The organism is Mesorhizobium intechi (genome assembly GCF_002879535.1).
Taxonomy (GTDB): Bacteria; Pseudomonadota; Alphaproteobacteria; order Rhizobiales; family Rhizobiaceae; genus Mesorhizobium; species Mesorhizobium intechi.
In genome coordinates this window covers 23,048-40,678 of sequence record NZ_PNOT02000198.1, presented here as the reverse complement: position 1 = coordinate 40,678, position 17,631 = coordinate 23,048, and the positions used below count along the sequence as shown (strand labels likewise).

The following is a 17,631-nucleotide window of genomic DNA, read 5'->3' as shown; positions in this document are numbered from 1 at the left end:
ATGGACAAATATGTAGCATGGCTGCCCTCACCCGGTCAAGGAAAAAATTCCTAGATCGTTGAAGCCCTCGAGCTTCCGCCTCGATCAGCTCCGCGCCGCCGCCGAAACCCGAACCGGATAACCGGCTTTTCATCAGCCGGCAGCTGTGGGACCATCAGCAGAAGCTCATGGAATGATTCGCGTCGTACGGCCTTTTAGGAGAGGGCGATGGACAGACCAGCCATGGCATCCGTCTTCAGGATGCGGCATGCTCCAGCCACGGTTTCCGGTGTGCGCAGCACCGGTCAGGGTCAGGCTGATCCGATCATCCGCGTGAACTCGCTCGGCGACGCGATCCGCTTCGTCGCAAACGCCTACCCCAACTACGACATCACCGACGTCGCCGTCACCTGCGGCGATCCGTCGATCCCGCGCCTCGGCAACCTGGAGGTCAAGGAGGTGTGGCGCGAATATGGCGAGCGCCTGACGCAGGAATAGGCCGGCAGCACGAGCCGGCGCCTGCCCGGCATGCCCGGTCCAAACCGGCTCCGCGCCTGGCTTCGGATCGGAAACGCCGCTGGCGCGTTTCCCCCTTGGTCACTGGAGGGAGCAATCACCATGAACGTCGCCAATCTGCAACTCGAAGGCCTGCTGATGGCCGTCGCCTCGATCAACCACGTCCTGGTTCGCAAGGGGGTGCTGACATCGCAGGAGATCGACATCGCGCTGCGCAAGGCCGAGGCCAGCGAAACCGGCGAGGAGCGATCCAACGGCATGTCGGCGTCGAGCCGCGACGCCGTCAATTTTCCGATCCGGCTGCTGGAGCTCGCCAACCAGTGCCAGCCGGAGGCCGACATGCCGTCCTTCTCGAAACTGGCCCGCATGGTCGGCCAGATGAAGGAGCCGTATAACGATCAGATGTGAGGCCGAGGAGTCCACCGTTCTTGCGGAAACGGCGAACCGCTGCGGCGCGCGTCATGCCTTGCCCGGCCAGCCCAGGTTCAGCGCCAGCGTCCGTCCCGGCCCGTGGACGGCGGCGAAGAGCAGGCCGGCCATGAACGAAAAATGGTCGACGAAAAAGCCGAACTCGGCCTGGTTGCCCGCCCAGTGGCTGGGCCCGTGGAAGGCGAAGCCGAGGAACAGCACATAGGCCGCCGCGACCAAGGCTGCCTGAGTGAAGAAGGCGCCGCTCAGGAAACACAGCACCAGCGCCACCTCCAGGATCGCCGCACACCAGGCGAGGAGAAGCGGGAAGGGAAAGCCGGCGGCGGCGATGAAGTCCGCAGTGGCACCCATGCCCATGAACTTGAAGGTCACCGCCATCAGGAAGACGGCGGCGAAGATCAGGCGGGCGATGAGAAGGGCCGCGGTCTGCCACGGCGATTGAATGATGTCCGGCATATTGTCTCTCCAGGGTTGCATTGGATATCGACCCCAAGGACGAGCGATGCCGCGCGGTTCCGACACCGGCCCGTAATTTTTTGTCCGAAAGCGCTGCCGCGACGGACGTCGGCACAGGTCCGGCGCTCACGGACAGCAGGCCGTCGCCGCGGCTCCAACCCTTGCCGCTGCCTGCCCCGATGGCTACGCTGACAAGGGGCGCTTGATCGGTTTGCTAGGAGAGCCAGCAATGGCGACGGTCCGGTATCTCGTCAGCGATGTCGAGTTGGCGATAGAATTTTACACCAGCCATCTGGGGTTCGCGCTGCGGCAGCAGTTCGGTCCGGCGATGGCCATCTTGAAGCGTGACGACCTGACGTTCTGGCTCGCCGGCCCGATGGCGTCGGCGGCGAGGCCGATGCCGGATGGCCGCACGCCGCAGCCCGGCGGCTGGAACCGCATCGTGATCGAAGTGCGGGACCTGCCGGCGCTCGCCGCCCGGATGCGCGATGCCGGTGTGCCGTTCCGCAACGAGATCGTCGACGGCCCGGGCGGCCGCCAGATCCTTTGCGAGGACCCGTCCGGCAACGTGGTCGAGCTTTTTGAACCAAGGGCGTGATCCCTTCCGAAGCTCGTTCGGGATCACGATCTGGCTCTTCGTTGCCGCGCTTGGATCTCAGTTCGCCACCGGGGCCGGCGTGCCGAGTTCCAGAAACGGCACCGTCGAGCCGGGGATCATCGACTTCGGCAATTGCCCGTCCCACTTCTCGGCCTTGGTCAATTCGACCAGCAACGGATTGTTGGCGAGGGCGGCGGCGCGCGCCTTGATCGCTTCGGCCGTCGCCTCGCCTTCGATCTTGGTCTTGTAGGCGCTGGCCTCGGCTTCCGCCTTGACGCTGTCGGCACGGCCCTTGGCCTGGGTGACCGCGATGTCGGCCTTGATCTTTTCCTGCTGCAGGTTCTGTTCTTGCTTCTGCACTTCCACCTGCGCCGTCATCCGCGCCTCGACCGCCTGCTCATAGGCGTCGGAAAAGTCGATGTTTTCGACCTGGACGCTGTCGATCATCACCGGGCCGTCGGTCACCGACGAGATGGCGTCGGCGACATCCTTGTTGAACTTGGCGCGGTTCTGGATCACCGATACGGCGTCGTACTGGCCGAACACCGTCTTGATCTCCTGCGGCGCCTTGCGGGCGATGACCCGGTCGGCCAGCGCTTCGATCGACCCGTAATTGGTGTAGACGTTGGAGACCTCCGCCTCCGGCACGTGGAAATTGACGGTGACGCGCATATCGGCCGGCTGCTGGTCACGCGAATAGGCCTGCATGGCCGGCAGATTGCCGCAATCGCTCTGGTTCTCGCAGCCCCATTTCAACACCTGCTGGCGCAGGCTGATCTTCTCGACCCGCTGCAGCCAGGGCAGTTTGAAATGCAGGCCGGGATCGACGACCGAACTCAATGCGCCATTGGTCAACAGCACGCCACGGTCGCCCTGGTCGATCGTGTACCAGGATCCCATGACGGCACCGACCAGCGCCAGCACGATGGCCAGCGCGACAATGCCGCTGCCGATCGAGCGCGGCCCGACGGCCCCGTGCTGGAGGGCACGGTTCGAATTCCCTTGCGTGTCAGTCATTGCCACCCCCCCGTTGTCGTTGCCCGATCCCGCGATTACGCGGAATCATGCCGGCAACATTGCTAAGATGTGGAGTGCCGCGGCTGTCCGCGCCAGTAAAATCGGATTATTTCGGTTTGCCAGCCGATGCTATGATCCTCCTCCCCCCGGGGGAGAATCGAGAGGGCCAAGGCCTTGACCGTCGCCGCGTCGCGACATCCGGCGATGGGCGCCACCGATCAACAGGATTGGCGATCCCGCAACTTGTCCGTGACCAGCAAAGTGGTATTGTTAGATGCGGCTAATATACAGGCATGTCCGGTGCATCCATTTGGGGGGTAAGTTTGGGCGCGAGCGTCAGGTTCAGGACGAGGTCCTGTCTGGTCCGGTCTCCGGTCCTCGAGTGTAACGGCTGTGGCGGCACCGGGCAGGTTTTCCAGTGCCCGCGCTGGACAAGCTCCAACGGGCTTTGCTGTCCCGCCGGCACCCATCGGCGCGGCTGTCCCGGCGCCAGCGCTCCTTGCGCCGAATGCGGCGAGGCCGGTCCTCATGCCGTTGGCCCCGTCCCCGCATCGGCCTGACAGCCTGCGATCCGCGTCGGGCCGGGCTCCGGTCCGCCGTCAGCCATGGAACCAGCAGCGCCGATCGCTGTTATGTCTGATCGCGGCATCCTATATACTGATGCCCGCGACCGTGCGGCTGACAGAAAGCGAGGCACGCCATGCCCGACGACAAGACGAAGATCAAGCAGGACCGCAAGCTGGTTTCGAGCGAGGAGACCTACGAGGTCGCCGCCTTCGCGCGCAAATACGGCATCCCGCAGAGCGAAGCCCAGACCATCATCAAGCGCTACGGCCCGTCGCGCAAGAAGCTCGACAACCACATGGCCGCGCGCGGATAGACGGCGGCGGCCGCGAGCTGCTAGCATTTCGCCGGCATTTGCGCTGAAGGATGCCGCGGGCCGCATAGACCGGGTCGGGAGCACCAACCCGGTCGGCGGTACGATAAACGGGGATTTTTTCCCGGGTGCTGGCCAACGAAATGGCTAGCCATCTGTTCCGCCCGGCCCCTGGCGTGCCAGACTGACGAGAGCCAGGCCGAGGGAGGGCCGCGATCATGTCCGACATCTCACGCAGAACCGGCAGTTGCCTGTGCGGCGGCGTGCGTTTGGTCGTCACCGGCCAGCCGACACGCGTCGGCCTTTGCCACTGCAAGGACTGCCGCAAGGCCAGCGGCTCGGCCTATGCGGCCTTTGCGATATGGCCGCGCGACGCCTTCGAGACATCGGGCGAAGTCGCCTCTTACGGCACGCGCAGCTTTTGTCCGACCTGCGGCAGCCGCGTCGCCTGGGTCGGGGACGATGAAGTCGAGGTGATGTTGGGCAGCCTCGACGTCGCGCCGACCGACCTGGAGCCGCAGTATGAATTGTGGATCGGCCGCCGCGAGACCTGGCTGCACGCCTTGCCCGGCACCGAGCAATTCGAGCATGACCGGACCTATGACGGGCCAACGCCGGAAGGCGCCGCGCCGCCGTCACCGAGACCTTTGTCCGACGCCGTCGCGCACGACTGAAAATTGATCTTCCGAGCCTGGAACCCCTCCCTTGTCGACGGCGTTATCCGGCGCCCTCACGCGCACCGTCGTCCACAACCGCGGTCAGCGTCGGGCGACATGCCACGGAGATGTCAGTTGAACGACAAGATTTTTCCCCGACCGATCCGGCTGAAATTCGCCCCCGAGCGTGAACGCGTCGTGCGGAGCGCCTGGGAGGGCCTGGAATGTCTGGGCGACTGGCCTGCTGGCCGAGGCCGGCGATATCGGGCTGCGCTGCGCTGCTGTCGCGATGCGCTGGACGGCTGGATACCGCCGGAAAAGGCGATGCGGGCGATGATCGACGCCGCGCGCGAAGCCCGCGTCCTCCAATAGCGGAAACCAGAGGGCGGGAAAAACAATGGCCGATGTGATGCTGTCGACACCGGTGCGGATCAAGCCGCATGGCTCGGACACGATCCGTGAGGTGGCAACCCTCCAGGACGCCAGTGAAGTCCTGATCGACTGGCCGCATGCCAGCCGCGGTCCCTTCTACCAGGCCGCGCGCGCAAAGATCGAAGCGGCGCTGGCAAACAAGGACGGCGCGGCGCAGGCGCAGGAGGCCTTTACGGCGCTGTGCGATCATGCCGGCTTGCTGGTTCGCTAACCCCGACAAGCAGGCGGCGCCCTCGCCTTCTGTTGAGGCCATCCCTACTTTTGCGCGGGCAAATCCCCATCCACGATCGGATGAGAGGTCTCGAACCCTAAACTCTTCGGCACGATCAGCATCAGGACGATGACGATGGCGATGGAGGCAATAAACGTGGCTGTGCTGGCAATATCTCTCAACACCCCGTCCTTTCAAATTGAGTTCTTGAAAGAAACGTTTCCCGGGATACGAGGTTCCAGCGCGCGGAAATAATGCCGCCGCAGGCTTTCTACTTGGCGGGCGGTTGAGCCGGCACCTGGCCCGGCTTGATCACCGGTGTCTTGCCCTCGTCGGGCGCCGGTGTCGCCATGCCCTGGTCGCCCGTGGCCGGCGGCTTCAGCACACCGCCGCAGTCATCGAGCTTTTCGCTCAGATCGCCGCCAGATTGCTGCTGCTTGCCGCCCTGATCCGTCTCGACCCGGCATTTGTCGGCCTGCGGGGCCGCCTTGTTGGCGCCTTGCTGCTGCTCCGTCTGTGCCGCCGCCGGCACAGCCAGGGCCAGCATCAGCGACGCGATGGCCAGAGGTTTTTTCATCTGAGCCTCCTTTTGCTTTGATGGCCGCCAGCGGCCTTCCTCGCAGGGACAACGCCCAACCGCGCGAAAGGTTGGCGAACCAGGGTCGGCGCCATGCGATCGCCCGCAACCAAATCCGGCCTCCGGCCGTTGCCGGCAAGGAGGCACCACCATGTTCCGTAACTTTCAATCGATGGAAATCGATACCGGCGATGCCGGCATATTTATCCGCCGTGCGGGCAAGGGTCCGGCGCTGCTGCTCCTGCACGGTTTTCCGCAGACCCATCTGATGTGGCGCGACGTGGCACCGACCCTGGCCGAGCGGTTTACCGTCATCTGCGCCGACCTGCGCGGCTATGGCGCCAGCGCGTGCCCGTCGTCCGACAGCGCTCATGCCCCTTATGCCAAGCGGGCCATGGCCGCCGACATGGCGGCCCTGATGGCCCACCTCGGCTTTGGCAGCTTCATGGTCGCCGGCCATGATCGCGGCGGGCGGGTCGCGTACCGCATGGCGCTCGATCATCCCGGCCGCGTTGAAAAGCTTGCGGTGCTGGACATCGTCGCGACCGCCGACGCGTGGGATCGGGCCGACGCCAGACTGGCGCAGGGCTACTGGCCCTGGTCGCTGCTGGCGCAGCCCGAGCCCTTGCCGGAGTTGATGCTGGCGGGATCCGCCGAGGCGGTCGTCGACAACGCGCTCGGCGGCTGGGGATCGCCGCCATCGGCATTTCCGCGCGAGGTGCGCCAGGCCTACATCGAGGCCTTGCGCGATCCGGCCCACATCCACGCCATCTGCGAGGAATACCGCGCCGCGGCGACGCTTGACCGCGAGCATGACCATGCCGACAGGGCGGCCGGCCGGCGTATCCGCTGTCCGGTGCTGGCGCTGTGGAGCGGCCAGGGCGCGCTTGCCGACTGGTACGCGGGCGAAGGCGGGCCGCTGGCTCTTTGGCGAGGCTGGGCCGACGATGTCCGCGGCCGGGCCATGCCCGGCGGCCATTTCTTCCCGGAGGAGGCGCCGCAACAAACCGCTCAGGCATTGGCGGACTTCTTCGGCGAACCGGGCCGGGCCTAGCGGTCGACCTTGCCAGCGCCGCTGCTCGAGGGAGGAGACGCCGAATGGCTTTCGCCCTTTGTGCCCTGCGGTCGGGGTCCGAGCCGATACACAAGCCCCGCGACGATCAGCACGATCAGTGTGGCAAGGCCGGCCACTTGCCAGAGGCCAAGGCCGCAAGCGACGCCGATCGCACCGGCGAGCCACATGCCGGCGCCTGTCGTCAGCCCGTGCACCTCTCCGCGCGAAAACAGGATCGACCCGGCGGCGAGGAAAGCGACGCCTGCGGTCACCGCCTCGACCACGCGGATCGGATCGACCTTGACAGACTCCTGCGCGAACATCGGCGCGTGGACGATCTCGATGGTCAGGATACCGAAGGTGGCGGCGGCCACGCAGACCAGGATATGCGTACGCAGCCCGGCGGGACGGTTGCGCCATTCGCGCTCAAAGCCGATCACCGCGCCGTACAGCGTCGCCAGCAGCAAACGCGCGGCGATGACTGGAAACGGGGTGTAGGTCGGATGGCCAAATTCCTCGACGAGCTGTTCCATGATTTCCCTTTGAAGAGCTGCCGGCCACAACGTGAGTGACGGACGGCGGTTCCGTCCACCTGGCGGTGGACGTCGTTCTATGACTGCTGCGAAGCGGTCAAACGGTGGTGGCTATCCGGTTCCCGCAAACCGGTCAGCGAGGTTTGTCCGCATCGTCCCTGGATGGAGCGGCAGGCGGATCAGTCCTTTGCAGGCAATCCTCGAAGCGGTGGTCGCCGCCGCCGCAAAAGGAACAGCACATGGCTTCGCGGCCCTCGTTTCCGGGCCACCATTGCGGCGTTTCGTAAGGCTTCCTGCCATCGATGACCAGCAATGCGCGACGCCTGATTTGGTTTGCGCCGGCGGCCTCGCGCCGCGTCTGTTCGGCGCCATGCGCGGCCCATCGCGGAACCGGCGGACAAATCATGGGGTTTTATGGGACAATGCATTGAGCACCCGAACCAAGAGAAGCCGCCATGTCCCCTCGCCTTCCTGTCCTGTTGATGACCCTGGGCACCTTCCTCGCCGCGACCGCCGCCGCCGAGGCCCGGCCCGACAGCCGCGGCATGAGCTGCGCCGAGATCCGGGCCATGATCCAGAGCCGCCGCGCGGTGGTGTTGACCACGGGACCGAACACTTATGACCGCTATGTCAGGCAGTTCGGCAATGAATGCGACTGGCCGGAAGTGCCGATGTCGGCCTATATCCCGGCGCGCGACGGGCACTGCCCGGTCTATCGCTGCGAGGAGCCGGTCGACAACTTCCCGAATTGACGCTTCGCCGTACCAACGGCATAAATATCGGAGCTTCTCCCGCTTCGTCTAATGGTAGGACAGCGCCCTTTGAAGGCGTGAATCGTGGTTCGAGCCCATGAGCGGGAACCAGGCCCAACCAGATCGCCGGCTTCTGGAACTTCCTCCTGTCGGATATCCACCGCAATCGAGCGGCGGCAATCCAAGGCTGGCGCTGCGCGATCACACCATAGGATAACGCGGCCACGTGGTTCACGGTGCAACCGCAAGCAGTCGATTCCCCCGGCACCTAGCCACACTGCAACCCCGTGCAGGTCGCTCCGTGGCGGGCTTACCATGGGGACCAAAGTCCTATGCCCTCAGGCAAAGGTCCGATGTAACCGCTTTGGTTCCGGTATCGTCCATTGGACGTTCCGGTACTTTATCCAATCGCGATACACATCTCCTTCATTTGAATGCTTCAGTTCTACGAGGCCTGCCGCATATATGGCCAGCCGGCAGCCGCCCCAGGCCGGTTAGGCCCGGTGCGCTGCTTTCCCCAACCAGAGGTGTGCCGGGCCGCCCTCATGCCGGGGTGCAGGCCCGCGCTCTCGGCCAGAGGCGCGCGGGCCGATCGGAAAACCCGATCTTCGGCGGGATGCCCCGCCCCGCCGACAAACACAAACAATTAGATATGACTAATGTTCCAATCAACCGGCGATTTCACCTTTGATCGGATCCCATCGCGGCAAAATCGCCGTTCAATTAGCGGCAACTTAATTAGCCGTTTTGGATTTTAACGAATCGTTGACCGCGCTGTCCTATTTTGGAACAGCGCGGTCAAACCCCAACCGGACCGCGTAGGCGGCTCCGGTAACCCGGCCCCCGTTGCACAGCCGGAGCCGCCACCACACACATGTAAAATACCATCAATGGTTGAATCAACAGTTACCACGCGTGGTTTCCAGTGCGCTACCGACGCCATTTTCCAGGCGATCCCGCGGACTGGGGAACGCGTTTTTCTTTCCATCGAGAAGACCCGCAGGACCTGGCCGAGCGAACGTCCGAAGGTGCCGCCATCGTCGAGGTGAGCGCCGACATCGTGCAGGGTTGGCGCAGCCAGGGACGAGGCGTTGCGCCAACAGGAGTGCCCGGCTTCACGCGACGGTGATTGGAAAGGATGAAACCTTGCGCCGACATACGCGTTTTAGCCGGCAACCTTCTCGAGGTTCCAATGGAAACTGCGTGGTTCTCCAAGCCAGTTGTGGTTTCGGTCGGTGTGGCCGGCGCCACGCGCCACCTCTCCAATACACAGCAGGCCATCGAATTGCTGACGACGCATTGGCGCGACGCAGGCAGCCTGAAACATCAGTCCGCCCTGCGCGCCTGCCGCCGGGCGACGAGTGGCGACTTGCCTCCCGCTGCCGCCAGGGAGGCTCTGATCGAGGCCGCGCGCGAGGCGCATATACTGGTCGAGTAGGCCGCGCCGCATCACCGTTGGGGAAGTCGATGCCGAAAGGCATCTCCCTCATCACCCGGGATCGGCAAACCGGGGCGGCGATAAACCCGCGGCCCCGGTTGGGCACGACGCCCTTTTGCGGGCTATGCCCACCCGCCCCTGATTATCGCTGGTCCGGAACAGCGCGGCGATTGCAGTGCCGGTCAAAATCCAACCGTTGCCCGACGGAGAGACGACGCCAATTCCCTTCTACGGGGCATACCGGACGCTCAGCGGCCGAATCCCGGCGCTGCGTCGTCGTCGGCGTCGACGCCGGCTTGCGGCACGATGATCGATGCGAGCGGCGCATTGAGGCGCCAGCTGAGACGGCCGGGCGAGCGCTCCAGTTGAGCCGAACCGCCCAGCGACTGCGGCGCCACCCGCTGCAGGACAACGGTGCCGAACCCCTTGCGCGCGCTCTCGTCAGCCTTGTCGTCCGGGCGAGGCGTCGAAGTCTCGGTCCAGCAAAGCTGGAAGTCGCGTCCGCCCGATGCAGCGACACTGTTGGTGCCAAAGTCCTTGGCACCCAAATCCTGGGCGCCGGATTCCTGCGCGCCTGAGCTGATTGTCCAGGTGATCTTGACCTGGCCGTCTTCGCTGCCCAACGCGCCATATTTGGAGGAATTCGTGCCGAGTTCGTGGAAAGCCATGCCTAGATTCTGCACCGCATTCGACTGCAGCGTCAGGACGGGGCCGGAGAGCAGGATCTGCTCCTCGCGGCCGAAGGGTTTCAGATGTTCCTGGATCAGGTCGAACAGGCTGGCGCCGGCCCACTCCGAGGTGACGAGCAGATCATGCGAACGCGACAGCGCCATGATCCGGGCGCGGATCAATTCCTCGAACTCCAGCGGGTCGGTCGAGCGCTTGCTCGTCTCCCTGACCATCGAAAGGATGACCGCGAACTGGTTCTTGACGCGATGGTTGACCTCGCGCATCAGCAGCCTGATCCGGCGCTCGCTCTCCTTTGCGGCGGAAATGTCGCGGGCGATCTTGGAGGCGCCGACGATCTCGCCATTGGCGTTCTTGATCGGCGAAACCGTCAGCGAGACGGAGATAAGCACGCCGTCCTTGCGCCTCCGCGTCGTCTCATAACTCGCCACGCGGTGGCCACCGCGAACCTTGCTGATGATCTCGGTCTCCTCGCTCTTGAGGTGATCGGGGATGAGCATGAGGATCGACTGGCCGACGGCTTCCTCGGCGGTGTAGCCGAACATGCGTTCTGCCGCCAGGTTCCAGCTCGTGATGATGCTGGTCAAATCCTTGCTGATGATGGCATCGAAAGAGGAATCGACGATGGCCGCGAGGCGTGCGTCCGCGGTCGCGTCGTGTTTTTGGTTGTTTGCGATGTCCACCGTCGCCGCCACCATTTCGCTCATCGGCATGAGGTAGTGCGCAAGCGGATCAAGACAATCTCCCCGAGTCAATTCGCATGCCGTGTCAATTCGCATGCGCGCGCCACCGATGAAACCAGCTTCACTCCGAAGGCTGATCGCCTGTCTTGCCGTCGGGCAGCACGCCGAACTCCTGCGACTTGACGCCCTGCTCGGCCATCAGGAACCCGTCCGAGGAAAGACCGCGCCGCAACAGTTCCCGCACCGCTGCCGAGCGGCTCGGCATGCGCTTTTCGAAACGCCAGTTTTCCAGCGCCGCCAATTCGTCCGTGGTGAGCATGATCTGCAGCCGTTCCGGACGTTCCAGTTCAGCCATGTGCGCGCTCCCCGCTCAGGACTAAAATACGCTGAGTTAGTATCTAGCTCATTCGGCTTATAATTATGATAGCCCACATGACGCGTCAAGACCGGCCAGTGGGGTCTCCGCGCATCCAGCGCATGATGCGTATCAGACGCCTGATGCCCATTCCTGTAATTAAACTAACTAACTGATTTTATTTGTATATTTTGAAGATTTCACTTGCCAGACCGACACCCCGGGCGCATGCTTCAGCCTGAACGGAAAACCATTCGCATTGGGAGGTTTCGATGCGTTACGATTACTCCATGCGCTTGCGCGGCGACGTCAATTCGGCGGTCGAGAGGGCATTCAAGACGGCCGGCATCGTCAACATCACGGCGACGGCCGAGCAGGTCAGGGTCAAGAATCTGGCCGAGAACGTCGCCCTCGAGGATGTTGAATATCTGGTTCTGCGAGCTGCCCAACTGCTTGGCGCGGCGATCGAATTCGACGCTTTGGGCAATGGGTTGGCGCTGTCTGGAAACGGCATTGTCGAGGGTGAGGAACCAGCGAACGTCCCCCTCGATCTCTCCCAGCCGGCCTCGATCCAGTGATGTCGCCCTAGCGTCGCGCCCTCCGGTCGCGGCGTCCAATATCCGGACTGACGCGTGGCTCCGGCCTGGGCCTGCCTGGCGCCCTTGATCACAGTCGGTTGAGACAGCGCCGGACACCTATGGCAACTGAGCGCGTGCTCTATATGGTGCTGCAAACCGTAACCGGAGCAGCGCAACCATGACCCTCGCGACACGAAAACTCGGCGGCCAGGGATTGAGAGTCTCGGTCATCGGCCTCGGCTGCATGGGCATGAGCCAGTCCTACGGCCCGGCCGACGAGGCCGAGTCCATCGCCACGCTGCACCGCGCCATCGAACTTGGCTGCACCTTTCTCGATACCGCCGAGGTCTATGGCCCGCACACCAACGAGGCACTGCTCGGCAAGGCGCTGAAGGGCAGACGCGACCAGGTGACGATCGCCACCAAATTCGGCTTCCGCATCGAAGACGGCAAGCAGATCGGCGGCGTCGATAGCCGGCCCGAGCATATACGCGAGGTTGTGGAAGCCTCGCTAGTCCGGCTCGCCACCGACCATATCGACTTGCTTTACCAGCACCGCGTCGACCCTGGCGTGCCGATGGAGGATGTCGCCGGCGCGGTCGGCAAGCTTGTGGCCGAGGGCAAGGTGCGCTTTTTCGGCCTGTCGGAGGCAGGTAGCGCCAACATCCGCCGGGCGCATGCAGCCTTTCCCGTCTCGGCGCTGCAGAGTGAATATTCGCTGTGGGAGCGCAATCTGGAGCCGGAGATCATCCCGCTGCTCAAGGAACTCGGCATCGGCCTCGTGCCCTTCTCACCGCTCGGCCGCGGCTTCCTCACCGGCGACGTCAAGCGCGCGGAGGATTATCCGGAAGGCGACTACCGTCGCAACGACCCGCGCTACCAGGGGCGGAATTACGACGCCAATGTCGAGGCGGCCGGCACCGTGCGCGACATCGCGGCCGCCCGGGGCGTCAAGCCGGGACAGATCGCGCTGGCCTGGCTGCTCGGCAAAAGCGGCGATTTCGCTGTCGATATCGTGCCGATCCCCGGCACCAAGCGCAGGAAATACCTGGAGGAGAACATCGCCGCCGCCTCGCTGAGACTCGACGCCGCCGAAATGGCCGCGCTCGACGAGGCGCTAGCACCGGGAAAGATCGCCGGCCCGCGCTATGGCGAGCGCGGCATGGCGATGGTCGATCGGTAGCTGGGCTCCAGCACGTTCATCGCGGCATTGGATGCGGGGGCCGGTGCTTTTCCGCGCACTGCCGCTGAAGTCTATTGGTGATGGCTCAAAGGCCCCGCCTGACGATGGCAGCTGTCCGCAAACCACGAGGAACGCCAGACGGATATTCTGCCCGCAAACCGTCGGTCGCCGTCGTCAGCGGCAAGGCCCGCCACCGAGGAAGCGGCGGGCCTTGATGGGCCTGGATCACTGAATGACCTTGACGATCTTGCGTGTGGTGGGATCAACCACGACAGTTTGATTGTCCACCACGACGTAGCGGTATTTGACGTTGGGAACTTCATGGAGTTCGACGGTGTCGGGCAGAGCAGTGCCGACATTGAGTTCAACTCCGGGAAGCTTGACGGAAGCCAGCGGCTGCTTGTGCACATACTTCTTGATCACCGTTTCCTGCTCTGGCTGGATCACCACATCCTGAGCGGCGGCGGCACCGACGCCGGCGAGTAGCAAAAGTCCTGCCGCGGCAGTGGTAAGATGTATCCTCATGGTTGTCTCCTTTCCTTTTGCAAGTGCGAGTTTCCTTTGGAAGTGCGAGCCGCGACGCTGCGCGATTGACATCATTGGCAGCCGCGGGCTCTCGCCGTAACGCCATCGGATGTGGCTTGTTCCGCTAGATTTCCACCTGTCCCTTTTGCCGATTCGCCTGGAACGAAATTTTTTCGTTGAGGTTTACCCCTCGAAGGGACTGATGCTTTCGAGGAGACCTCCCATGAAGCAAATTTTGATGACCAGCATGCTCGCGCTCGGCATTGGATGCGGTGCCGCGGTGGCTCAGACCCAGCCGGCTGAAACCCAGTCTGGCGGCGACGCCAATTGCGCCGCCGGCACGGCCGACTGTCAAAAAGGCTCGAAGATGAAGATGGGCGATCAGGCCCAAGGCAAGGCAAAGGTCCAGACGGACCAGCAGGCTCAAGGCAAGCCGAAGCTCAAGACCGACGAGCAGGCTCAGGGCAAGGCCAAGGTCGAGACCGACCAGCAGGCCCAGGGCAAGGCAAACGCCACCACCGATCAGCAGGCCCAAGGCAAGGCCAAGGTCCAGACCGACCAGCAGGCTCAGGGCAAGGCAAATGCGACCACCGATCAGCAGGCGCAGGGCAAGGCCAAGGTCCAGACCGACCAGCAGGCTCAGGGCAAGGCAAATGCGACCACCGATCAGCAGGCGCAGGGCAAGGCCAAGGTCCAGACCGACCAGCAGGCTCAGGGCAAGGCCTCTGCACAGACTGATCAGGGGTCGACTGCTTCCATCAGCAATGTGACGGTCGAACAGAAGACCCAGATCACCCAGGTCATCAAGGAGACCAAGGTCGAGCCGGTGTCCACTGTCGATTTCGACATTTCAGTCGGCGTCGAGGTACCCCGGCACAAGATCCGGCTGCATCGTCTGCCCGCCCGCATAGTCAAGATCGTACCGGCCTATGAAAGCTACGAGTATTTCGTATTGGCCGACGGCCGGATCGTCATCGTCGATCCAGATACGTTGAAGGTCGTGCTTATCCTGACCTGACTTGGGCCAGGGCTTCGAACCGCCCGCCACATCAAGGTGGCGGGCGTTTGCCTGAATTCTGCAGTTGAAACAATTGGCGACGGAACCAGAATGGCTTATGCGCGCAAGCAGATTCCCGCACCGAACTTGCGGGCGGACGGAAACCCATCGTCCTTCGCCGCCTTTGCGGCAGCGACCACGTGCTGGGGGCTGCCAGGGAGTCAAAGCTGGATTTCAGCGCCTGCCTGTTCGTCGAACAAAACGGAGCAGCCTCGTGCAAGGGCCACGCTGGACAGGGCGTTTGCCACCACATCGTCCGGCGACACGAAATCGCCGGTCAGCACCCGCAACTCTTCCACGCCCTCGGCCATCGAGACAAAATTTCCGACCACTCGGTCGTGCTTGCAGGCCTCGACCACGTACAGCAGATCGACCATTTCGAAGCTGCGCATTGTTCAGCCTCCATCAAAATCGTCCCTTCCAGGACAATGAAACGCGGTGGCATGACATTGTGTTCCGGCGGGCTTGAGCTACCCCGGCTCGCCGGGCCGTTTGGCGACGAGCTTGAGGGTGAGCGGCGGCTTCCGTCGCCGGCGCGCCTGTCACGGCATCGACCCTGTCATTGGCGACGAAATCCGCGCTGATGTCATGGGAGAGCGCGTGCTGTCGGTCGAATACCGAAACATGTTCGGCGCGGCGCGCCTCGCGACGTCGGCGGCGCTCGGTTTTTCCGGCCTGATCCGAGGCTCCAGCGGTATGTGAGGTTGCGACGCCCGCCGTGCACGGCGCCCGCGGGCGTTGGAGTTTTGCCGTTGCTTGGGTTATGATCAGCTGGATGCTTCCCTCTGGAAGATGGCGGTGAAGGCATGTTGCGAACGAGCTTTTCCAGCTATTTGAGGCAAGGCCTCCTGCTCGCGCTCCTGGCCACGTTCAGCGCGCTATGGCTCGCCCAGGCCCACGCCGAGCGGCGTGCGGCCATTGTCGTCGGCAACAGCGAATATCCGTTTGCCCCGCTGACCAATCCCCGCAACGACGCCAAGCTGATCGCCAATACCTTGACCGAGCTCAAATTCGACGTCCTGCTCTTTTACGATGTCAAGAAATCGGCGGAGAAAGACCTGAACGACGCGATACGCGCGCATCTGATAGGCGCCGACATGGCGGTCTTCTATTATGCCGGCCATGCCCTGCAGTATAACGGCCAGAACCTGCTGCTCCCCGTCGATACGCGTATCTCGTCGGCCAAGGACGTCGCGGCCGACGCCATGAGGCTCAACGATCTGATCGACATCGTGAAGAACGATCCGGTCGGCGTGAAAGTCTTCATCCTCGATGCCTGCCGCAACAATCCGGTGGCCAAGGAGAAGGGGTTGCAGCAAGGCCTCGCCTACACGGAGGCCGGCAGCGGCCAGGTGCTGGTGGCCTTTGCCACCAGCGCCGGTGAGGTCGCCTATGACGGGACGGGCATCAACAGCCCCTATTCGTCGGCGCTCGCCAACGCCCTGCTCATGCCCAATCTCGATGTGTACGACACATTCCGCACGGTGCGCGGCGACGTTCGCCAGGCGACGGGCGGCTCCCAAATTCCCTGGATCACCGGCTCGATCGAAACGAAATTCGTCTTCCGGCAGGGTGACGCCGGCAAGCAGGTTGCGCAAAACGAGCACGCCGCCGAAGCGAATGGCGGCCTGACCATCGATGAGGTGTTATGGTCCTTCATCAGCGACAGCCAGAATCCGGAGGACTTCGAGCGCTTTGTGAAGGTCTTTCCGAACAGCCGCTACGCGGCCGAGGCGACGGAGAAGAGCCGCTTCAAGGTGGCTGCGTTGACCAAGCGCGGACTCTATGTCAACGGCAATTTGGTCTCCAGCTCGATCGCGGCCGCGGCGCCGGTCGAGGCGAGCGACAAGGCGCTAAGCGAGGAGTTCGTATTCCAGCAGGCCGGCGAGCGCGCCGTCAGCGAGACCTTTCGTATCTGGCCGAGCAACCTGCCCGACACGCAGCGCGGCATGCGGACGATGGTCACGGATTGCGATCTCTACGCCGCCGACCCCAACGATCCACAGCGCGCGGTGCCTGGTGTCACCAACGGGCTCGTCAACGTTCGGGACGCGTTGCGCGCCTGTGCCTTCGCACTGGCGGCCGACATCAACAATCCGCGCCTGCAGTTCCAGTTCGGCCGTGTTCTGGAAATTGCCAGGCGCTACAGCTGGGCCGAGCATTTCTACGAATTGGCCGGCAATCAGCAATACAGCGCCGCGCTCATCAACATGGGCTACATGGCGCGCGTCGGCATGGGGCGCGAGATCGACTACGGCCGCGCGTTCGACTTTTACGTTCGCGCCGCTGCGCTTGGCAACCTCAGAGCCAGGACCGACATCGGCTCCGCCTATATTGCCGGCCAGGGCGTACCAAAGCTGCCGGAGGAAGGCGTTCTTTGGTATCGTCTGGCCGCATCAAGTGGCTGGGCGAATGCGATCACCGCGCTCGGCGACGCGTACCGCCTCGGCACGGGCGTCAAGCAAGACTACGTCCAGGCGGCCTCCTTGTATTCAGCAGCAGCCGATACCGGCCAGATCGATGCGATGGCAAATCTGGGACAGGCGTATCTCGCGGGCGAAGGCGTGAAAAAGGACGTACCGCGGGGACTGGACCTGTTGCAGCGCGCAAACGACATGGGCAACAGGTACGCGCCCTATTTTATGGCGCAGCTGTATCTGAAAGGCGACCGCAAGCTACCTGCCGATCCTCGCCGCGCCTTGACCCTCCTTGAGCTTTCGGCGAACCGGGGAAACGAGTACGCCTACGTCCGTCTCGCCTGGGGGCATCGCGACGGGGTATTCACCGGCAAGCCTGACCTGCGCCGAGCCTATTTCGACGCCTCGCTCGCCGCGAGGCTTCGGGCCGATCAGGGAGAACAGGCGAAGGCAGAGATAGCCAAGAAGATAGACCCCGCGACTCGAAAAGAAATAGACGGAGAAGTCGAACTATACATCAAACAGAATGGCCCGTAACGCGCGATAGCCGCCGCGCCATATTCGAAACGATTTTGCTATACGACGAGGAAAGTCTCTATATCTTCTTGCAGCACAACCGGA

Annotated in this window: 24 protein-coding genes and 1 tRNA gene; 16 read left to right on the top strand and 9 right to left on the bottom strand. The window is 63.5% G+C overall.

Annotated features, from left to right (window positions below; translation table 11 throughout):
* The first annotated feature begins 207 nt into the window (after window positions 1-207).
* The gene (locus tag C1D09_RS16810; RefSeq protein ID WP_143975360.1) at window positions 208-477 is read left to right on the top strand and encodes a hypothetical protein; all 270 of its coding nucleotides are present in this window, start codon (window positions 208-210) and stop codon (window positions 475-477) included.
* A gap of 120 nt (window positions 478-597) precedes the next feature.
* Window positions 598-903: a hypothetical protein gene (locus tag C1D09_RS16805; RefSeq protein ID WP_143975359.1), complete on the top strand. Its 306-nt coding sequence runs from the start codon at window positions 598-600 to the stop codon at window positions 901-903.
* 51 nt (window positions 904-954) lie between these two features.
* Here C1D09_RS16805 and C1D09_RS16800 read toward each other — a convergent pair whose 3' ends face one another.
* The gene (locus tag C1D09_RS16800) at window positions 955-1,380 is read right to left on the bottom strand and encodes a DoxX family protein (protein ID WP_143975358.1); all 426 of its coding nucleotides are present in this window, start codon (window positions 1,378-1,380) and stop codon (window positions 955-957) included.
* A 229-nt stretch (window positions 1,381-1,609) separates the two neighbouring features.
* Here C1D09_RS16800 and C1D09_RS16795 point away from each other — a divergent pair, with 229 nt between their 5' ends.
* Complete coding sequence (locus C1D09_RS16795; protein ID WP_167514650.1) at window positions 1,610-1,978, top strand: VOC family protein; 369 nt, start codon at window positions 1,610-1,612, stop codon at window positions 1,976-1,978.
* A 57-nt stretch (window positions 1,979-2,035) separates the two neighbouring features.
* Here C1D09_RS16795 and C1D09_RS16790 read toward each other — a convergent pair whose 3' ends face one another.
* Window positions 2,036-2,995 carry a prohibitin family protein gene (locus tag C1D09_RS16790; RefSeq protein WP_143975356.1) on the bottom strand — a complete coding sequence of 320 codons (960 nt, stop codon included), beginning with the start codon at window positions 2,993-2,995 and terminating at the stop codon, window positions 2,036-2,038.
* 700 nt (window positions 2,996-3,695) lie between these two features.
* On the opposite strand from C1D09_RS16790, the gene C1D09_RS16785 reads away from it, so the two are divergent.
* The 4 genes from C1D09_RS16785 to C1D09_RS16770 all read left to right on the top strand — a co-directional run bounded on the left by C1D09_RS16785 (window position 3,696) and on the right by C1D09_RS16770 (window position 5,171).
* Window positions 3,696-3,875 carry a DUF3606 domain-containing protein gene (locus C1D09_RS16785; RefSeq protein WP_010910426.1) on the top strand — a complete coding sequence of 60 codons (180 nt, stop codon included), beginning with the start codon at window positions 3,696-3,698 and terminating at the stop codon, window positions 3,873-3,875.
* 215 nt (window positions 3,876-4,090) lie between these two features.
* Window positions 4,091-4,546: a GFA family protein gene (locus tag C1D09_RS16780; protein ID WP_143975355.1), complete on the top strand. Its 456-nt coding sequence runs from the start codon at window positions 4,091-4,093 to the stop codon at window positions 4,544-4,546.
* Between the two features lie 117 nt (window positions 4,547-4,663).
* Complete coding sequence (locus tag C1D09_RS16775; RefSeq protein WP_143975354.1) at window positions 4,664-4,900, top strand: DUF982 domain-containing protein; 237 nt, start codon at window positions 4,664-4,666, stop codon at window positions 4,898-4,900.
* A gap of 25 nt (window positions 4,901-4,925) precedes the next feature.
* Window positions 4,926-5,171, top strand: coding sequence for a DUF982 domain-containing protein (locus C1D09_RS16770; RefSeq protein ID WP_143975353.1), 246 nt, complete (start codon window positions 4,926-4,928; stop codon window positions 5,169-5,171).
* 44 nt (window positions 5,172-5,215) lie between these two features.
* Here the strand turns inward: C1D09_RS16770 and C1D09_RS33185 are convergent, their stop codons facing one another.
* Complete coding sequence (locus C1D09_RS33185; protein WP_167514649.1) at window positions 5,216-5,353, bottom strand: hypothetical protein; 138 nt, start codon at window positions 5,351-5,353, stop codon at window positions 5,216-5,218.
* 89 nt (window positions 5,354-5,442) lie between these two features.
* Window positions 5,443-5,748, bottom strand: a complete 306-nt coding sequence (locus tag C1D09_RS16765; protein WP_143975352.1) for a hypothetical protein — start codon at window positions 5,746-5,748, stop codon at window positions 5,443-5,445.
* A gap of 151 nt (window positions 5,749-5,899) precedes the next feature.
* On the opposite strand from C1D09_RS16765, the gene C1D09_RS16760 reads away from it, so the two are divergent.
* Window positions 5,900-6,802, top strand: a complete 903-nt coding sequence (locus C1D09_RS16760) for an alpha/beta fold hydrolase (RefSeq protein WP_143975351.1) — start codon at window positions 5,900-5,902, stop codon at window positions 6,800-6,802.
* Here the strand turns inward: C1D09_RS16760 and C1D09_RS16755 are convergent.
* Window positions 6,799-7,335, bottom strand: coding sequence for an MgtC/SapB family protein (locus C1D09_RS16755; protein ID WP_143975350.1), 537 nt, complete (start codon window positions 7,333-7,335; stop codon window positions 6,799-6,801). The genes C1D09_RS16760 and C1D09_RS16755 overlap by 4 nt on opposite strands.
* Window positions 7,336-7,790: 455 nt before the next feature.
* Here C1D09_RS16755 and C1D09_RS16750 point away from each other — a divergent pair, with 455 nt between their 5' ends.
* From C1D09_RS16750 to C1D09_RS16740, 3 genes are all read left to right on the top strand, one after another.
* Window positions 7,791-8,087 (top strand): hypothetical protein, encoded by a 297-nt coding sequence (locus C1D09_RS16750; protein ID WP_167514648.1) that lies wholly within the window; start codon window positions 7,791-7,793, stop codon window positions 8,085-8,087.
* 37 nt (window positions 8,088-8,124) lie between these two features.
* A tRNA-Gln gene (locus C1D09_RS16745) sits at window positions 8,125-8,198 on the top strand.
* 1,081 nt (window positions 8,199-9,279) lie between these two features.
* Window positions 9,280-9,525 carry a DUF982 domain-containing protein gene (locus C1D09_RS16740; protein WP_143975349.1) on the top strand — a complete coding sequence of 82 codons (246 nt, stop codon included), beginning with the start codon at window positions 9,280-9,282 and terminating at the stop codon, window positions 9,523-9,525.
* Between the two features lie 248 nt (window positions 9,526-9,773).
* Here the strand turns inward: C1D09_RS16740 and C1D09_RS16735 are convergent, their stop codons facing one another.
* Window positions 9,774-10,925 (bottom strand): sensor histidine kinase, encoded by a 1,152-nt coding sequence (locus tag C1D09_RS16735; RefSeq protein WP_167514647.1) that lies wholly within the window; start codon window positions 10,923-10,925, stop codon window positions 9,774-9,776.
* A gap of 91 nt (window positions 10,926-11,016) precedes the next feature.
* Window positions 11,017-11,250, bottom strand: coding sequence for a hypothetical protein (locus C1D09_RS16730; RefSeq protein WP_143975347.1), 234 nt, complete (start codon window positions 11,248-11,250; stop codon window positions 11,017-11,019).
* 272 nt (window positions 11,251-11,522) lie between these two features.
* Between C1D09_RS16730 and C1D09_RS16725 the strand changes: the two genes are divergently transcribed.
* Window positions 11,523-11,828: a hypothetical protein gene (locus C1D09_RS16725; protein WP_143975346.1), complete on the top strand. Its 306-nt coding sequence runs from the start codon at window positions 11,523-11,525 to the stop codon at window positions 11,826-11,828.
* A gap of 178 nt (window positions 11,829-12,006) precedes the next feature.
* Window positions 12,007-13,011, top strand: a complete 1,005-nt coding sequence (locus C1D09_RS16720; protein ID WP_143975345.1) for an aldo/keto reductase — start codon at window positions 12,007-12,009, stop codon at window positions 13,009-13,011.
* Window positions 13,012-13,236: 225 nt separating this feature from the next.
* Here the strand turns inward: C1D09_RS16720 and C1D09_RS16715 are convergent, their stop codons facing one another.
* A complete protein-coding gene (locus C1D09_RS16715) occupies window positions 13,237-13,536 on the bottom strand; it encodes a DUF1236 domain-containing protein (RefSeq protein ID WP_143975344.1) in 300 nt (99 codons plus the stop codon).
* 223 nt (window positions 13,537-13,759) lie between these two features.
* Between C1D09_RS16715 and C1D09_RS16710 the strand changes: the two genes are divergently transcribed.
* Window positions 13,760-14,554: a DUF1236 domain-containing protein gene (locus C1D09_RS16710; protein ID WP_143975366.1), complete on the top strand. Its 795-nt coding sequence runs from the start codon at window positions 13,760-13,762 to the stop codon at window positions 14,552-14,554.
* A 200-nt stretch (window positions 14,555-14,754) separates the two neighbouring features.
* Here the strand turns inward: C1D09_RS16710 and C1D09_RS16705 are convergent, their stop codons facing one another.
* A complete protein-coding gene (locus C1D09_RS16705) occupies window positions 14,755-14,985 on the bottom strand; it encodes a hypothetical protein (RefSeq protein WP_143975343.1) in 231 nt (76 codons plus the stop codon).
* Window positions 14,986-15,103: 118 nt separating this feature from the next.
* Here C1D09_RS16705 and C1D09_RS16700 point away from each other — a divergent pair, with 118 nt between their 5' ends.
* Together C1D09_RS16700 and C1D09_RS16695 are read left to right on the top strand one after the other, a co-directional pair.
* A complete protein-coding gene (locus tag C1D09_RS16700; protein WP_143975342.1) occupies window positions 15,104-15,295 on the top strand; it encodes a hypothetical protein in 192 nt (63 codons plus the stop codon).
* Window positions 15,296-15,399: 104 nt separating this feature from the next.
* The gene (locus tag C1D09_RS16695; protein WP_143975341.1) at window positions 15,400-17,547 is read left to right on the top strand and encodes a caspase family protein; all 2,148 of its coding nucleotides are present in this window, start codon (window positions 15,400-15,402) and stop codon (window positions 17,545-17,547) included.
* Window positions 17,548-17,631: the final 84 nt, after the last annotated feature.

Coding starts and splice junctions, on each gene's coding strand:
- C1D09_RS16770 (WP_143975353.1), top strand. CDS start 4,926: ATGGCCGATGTGATGCTGTCGACACCGGTGCGGATCAAGCCGCATGGC.
- C1D09_RS16750 (WP_167514648.1), top strand. CDS start 7,791: ATGTCCCCTCGCCTTCCTGTCCTGTTGATGACCCTGGGCACCTTCCTC.
- C1D09_RS16765 (WP_143975352.1), bottom strand. CDS start 5,748: ATGAAAAAACCTCTGGCCATCGCGTCGCTGATGCTGGCCCTGGCTGTG.
- C1D09_RS16725 (WP_143975346.1), top strand. CDS start 11,523: ATGCGTTACGATTACTCCATGCGCTTGCGCGGCGACGTCAATTCGGCG.
- C1D09_RS16740 (WP_143975349.1), top strand. CDS start 9,280: ATGGAAACTGCGTGGTTCTCCAAGCCAGTTGTGGTTTCGGTCGGTGTG.
- C1D09_RS16735 (WP_167514647.1), bottom strand. CDS start 10,925: ATGCCGATGAGCGAAATGGTGGCGGCGACGGTGGACATCGCAAACAAC.
- C1D09_RS16805 (WP_143975359.1), top strand. CDS start 598: ATGAACGTCGCCAATCTGCAACTCGAAGGCCTGCTGATGGCCGTCGCC.
- C1D09_RS16800 (WP_143975358.1), bottom strand. CDS start 1,380: ATGCCGGACATCATTCAATCGCCGTGGCAGACCGCGGCCCTTCTCATC.
- C1D09_RS16790 (WP_143975356.1), bottom strand. CDS start 2,995: ATGACTGACACGCAAGGGAATTCGAACCGTGCCCTCCAGCACGGGGCC.
- C1D09_RS16755 (WP_143975350.1), bottom strand. CDS start 7,335: ATGGAACAGCTCGTCGAGGAATTTGGCCATCCGACCTACACCCCGTTT.
- C1D09_RS16720 (WP_143975345.1), top strand. CDS start 12,007: ATGACCCTCGCGACACGAAAACTCGGCGGCCAGGGATTGAGAGTCTCG.
- C1D09_RS16795 (WP_167514650.1), top strand. CDS start 1,610: ATGGCGACGGTCCGGTATCTCGTCAGCGATGTCGAGTTGGCGATAGAA.
- C1D09_RS16780 (WP_143975355.1), top strand. CDS start 4,091: ATGTCCGACATCTCACGCAGAACCGGCAGTTGCCTGTGCGGCGGCGTG.
- C1D09_RS16705 (WP_143975343.1), bottom strand. CDS start 14,985: ATGCGCAGCTTCGAAATGGTCGATCTGCTGTACGTGGTCGAGGCCTGC.
- C1D09_RS16710 (WP_143975366.1), top strand. CDS start 13,760: ATGAAGCAAATTTTGATGACCAGCATGCTCGCGCTCGGCATTGGATGC.
- C1D09_RS16695 (WP_143975341.1), top strand. CDS start 15,400: ATGTTGCGAACGAGCTTTTCCAGCTATTTGAGGCAAGGCCTCCTGCTC.
- C1D09_RS16785 (WP_010910426.1), top strand. CDS start 3,696: ATGCCCGACGACAAGACGAAGATCAAGCAGGACCGCAAGCTGGTTTCG.
- C1D09_RS16760 (WP_143975351.1), top strand. CDS start 5,900: ATGTTCCGTAACTTTCAATCGATGGAAATCGATACCGGCGATGCCGGC.
- C1D09_RS16810 (WP_143975360.1), top strand. CDS start 208: ATGGACAGACCAGCCATGGCATCCGTCTTCAGGATGCGGCATGCTCCA.
- C1D09_RS16730 (WP_143975347.1), bottom strand. CDS start 11,250: ATGGCTGAACTGGAACGTCCGGAACGGCTGCAGATCATGCTCACCACG.
- C1D09_RS16715 (WP_143975344.1), bottom strand. CDS start 13,536: ATGAGGATACATCTTACCACTGCCGCGGCAGGACTTTTGCTACTCGCC.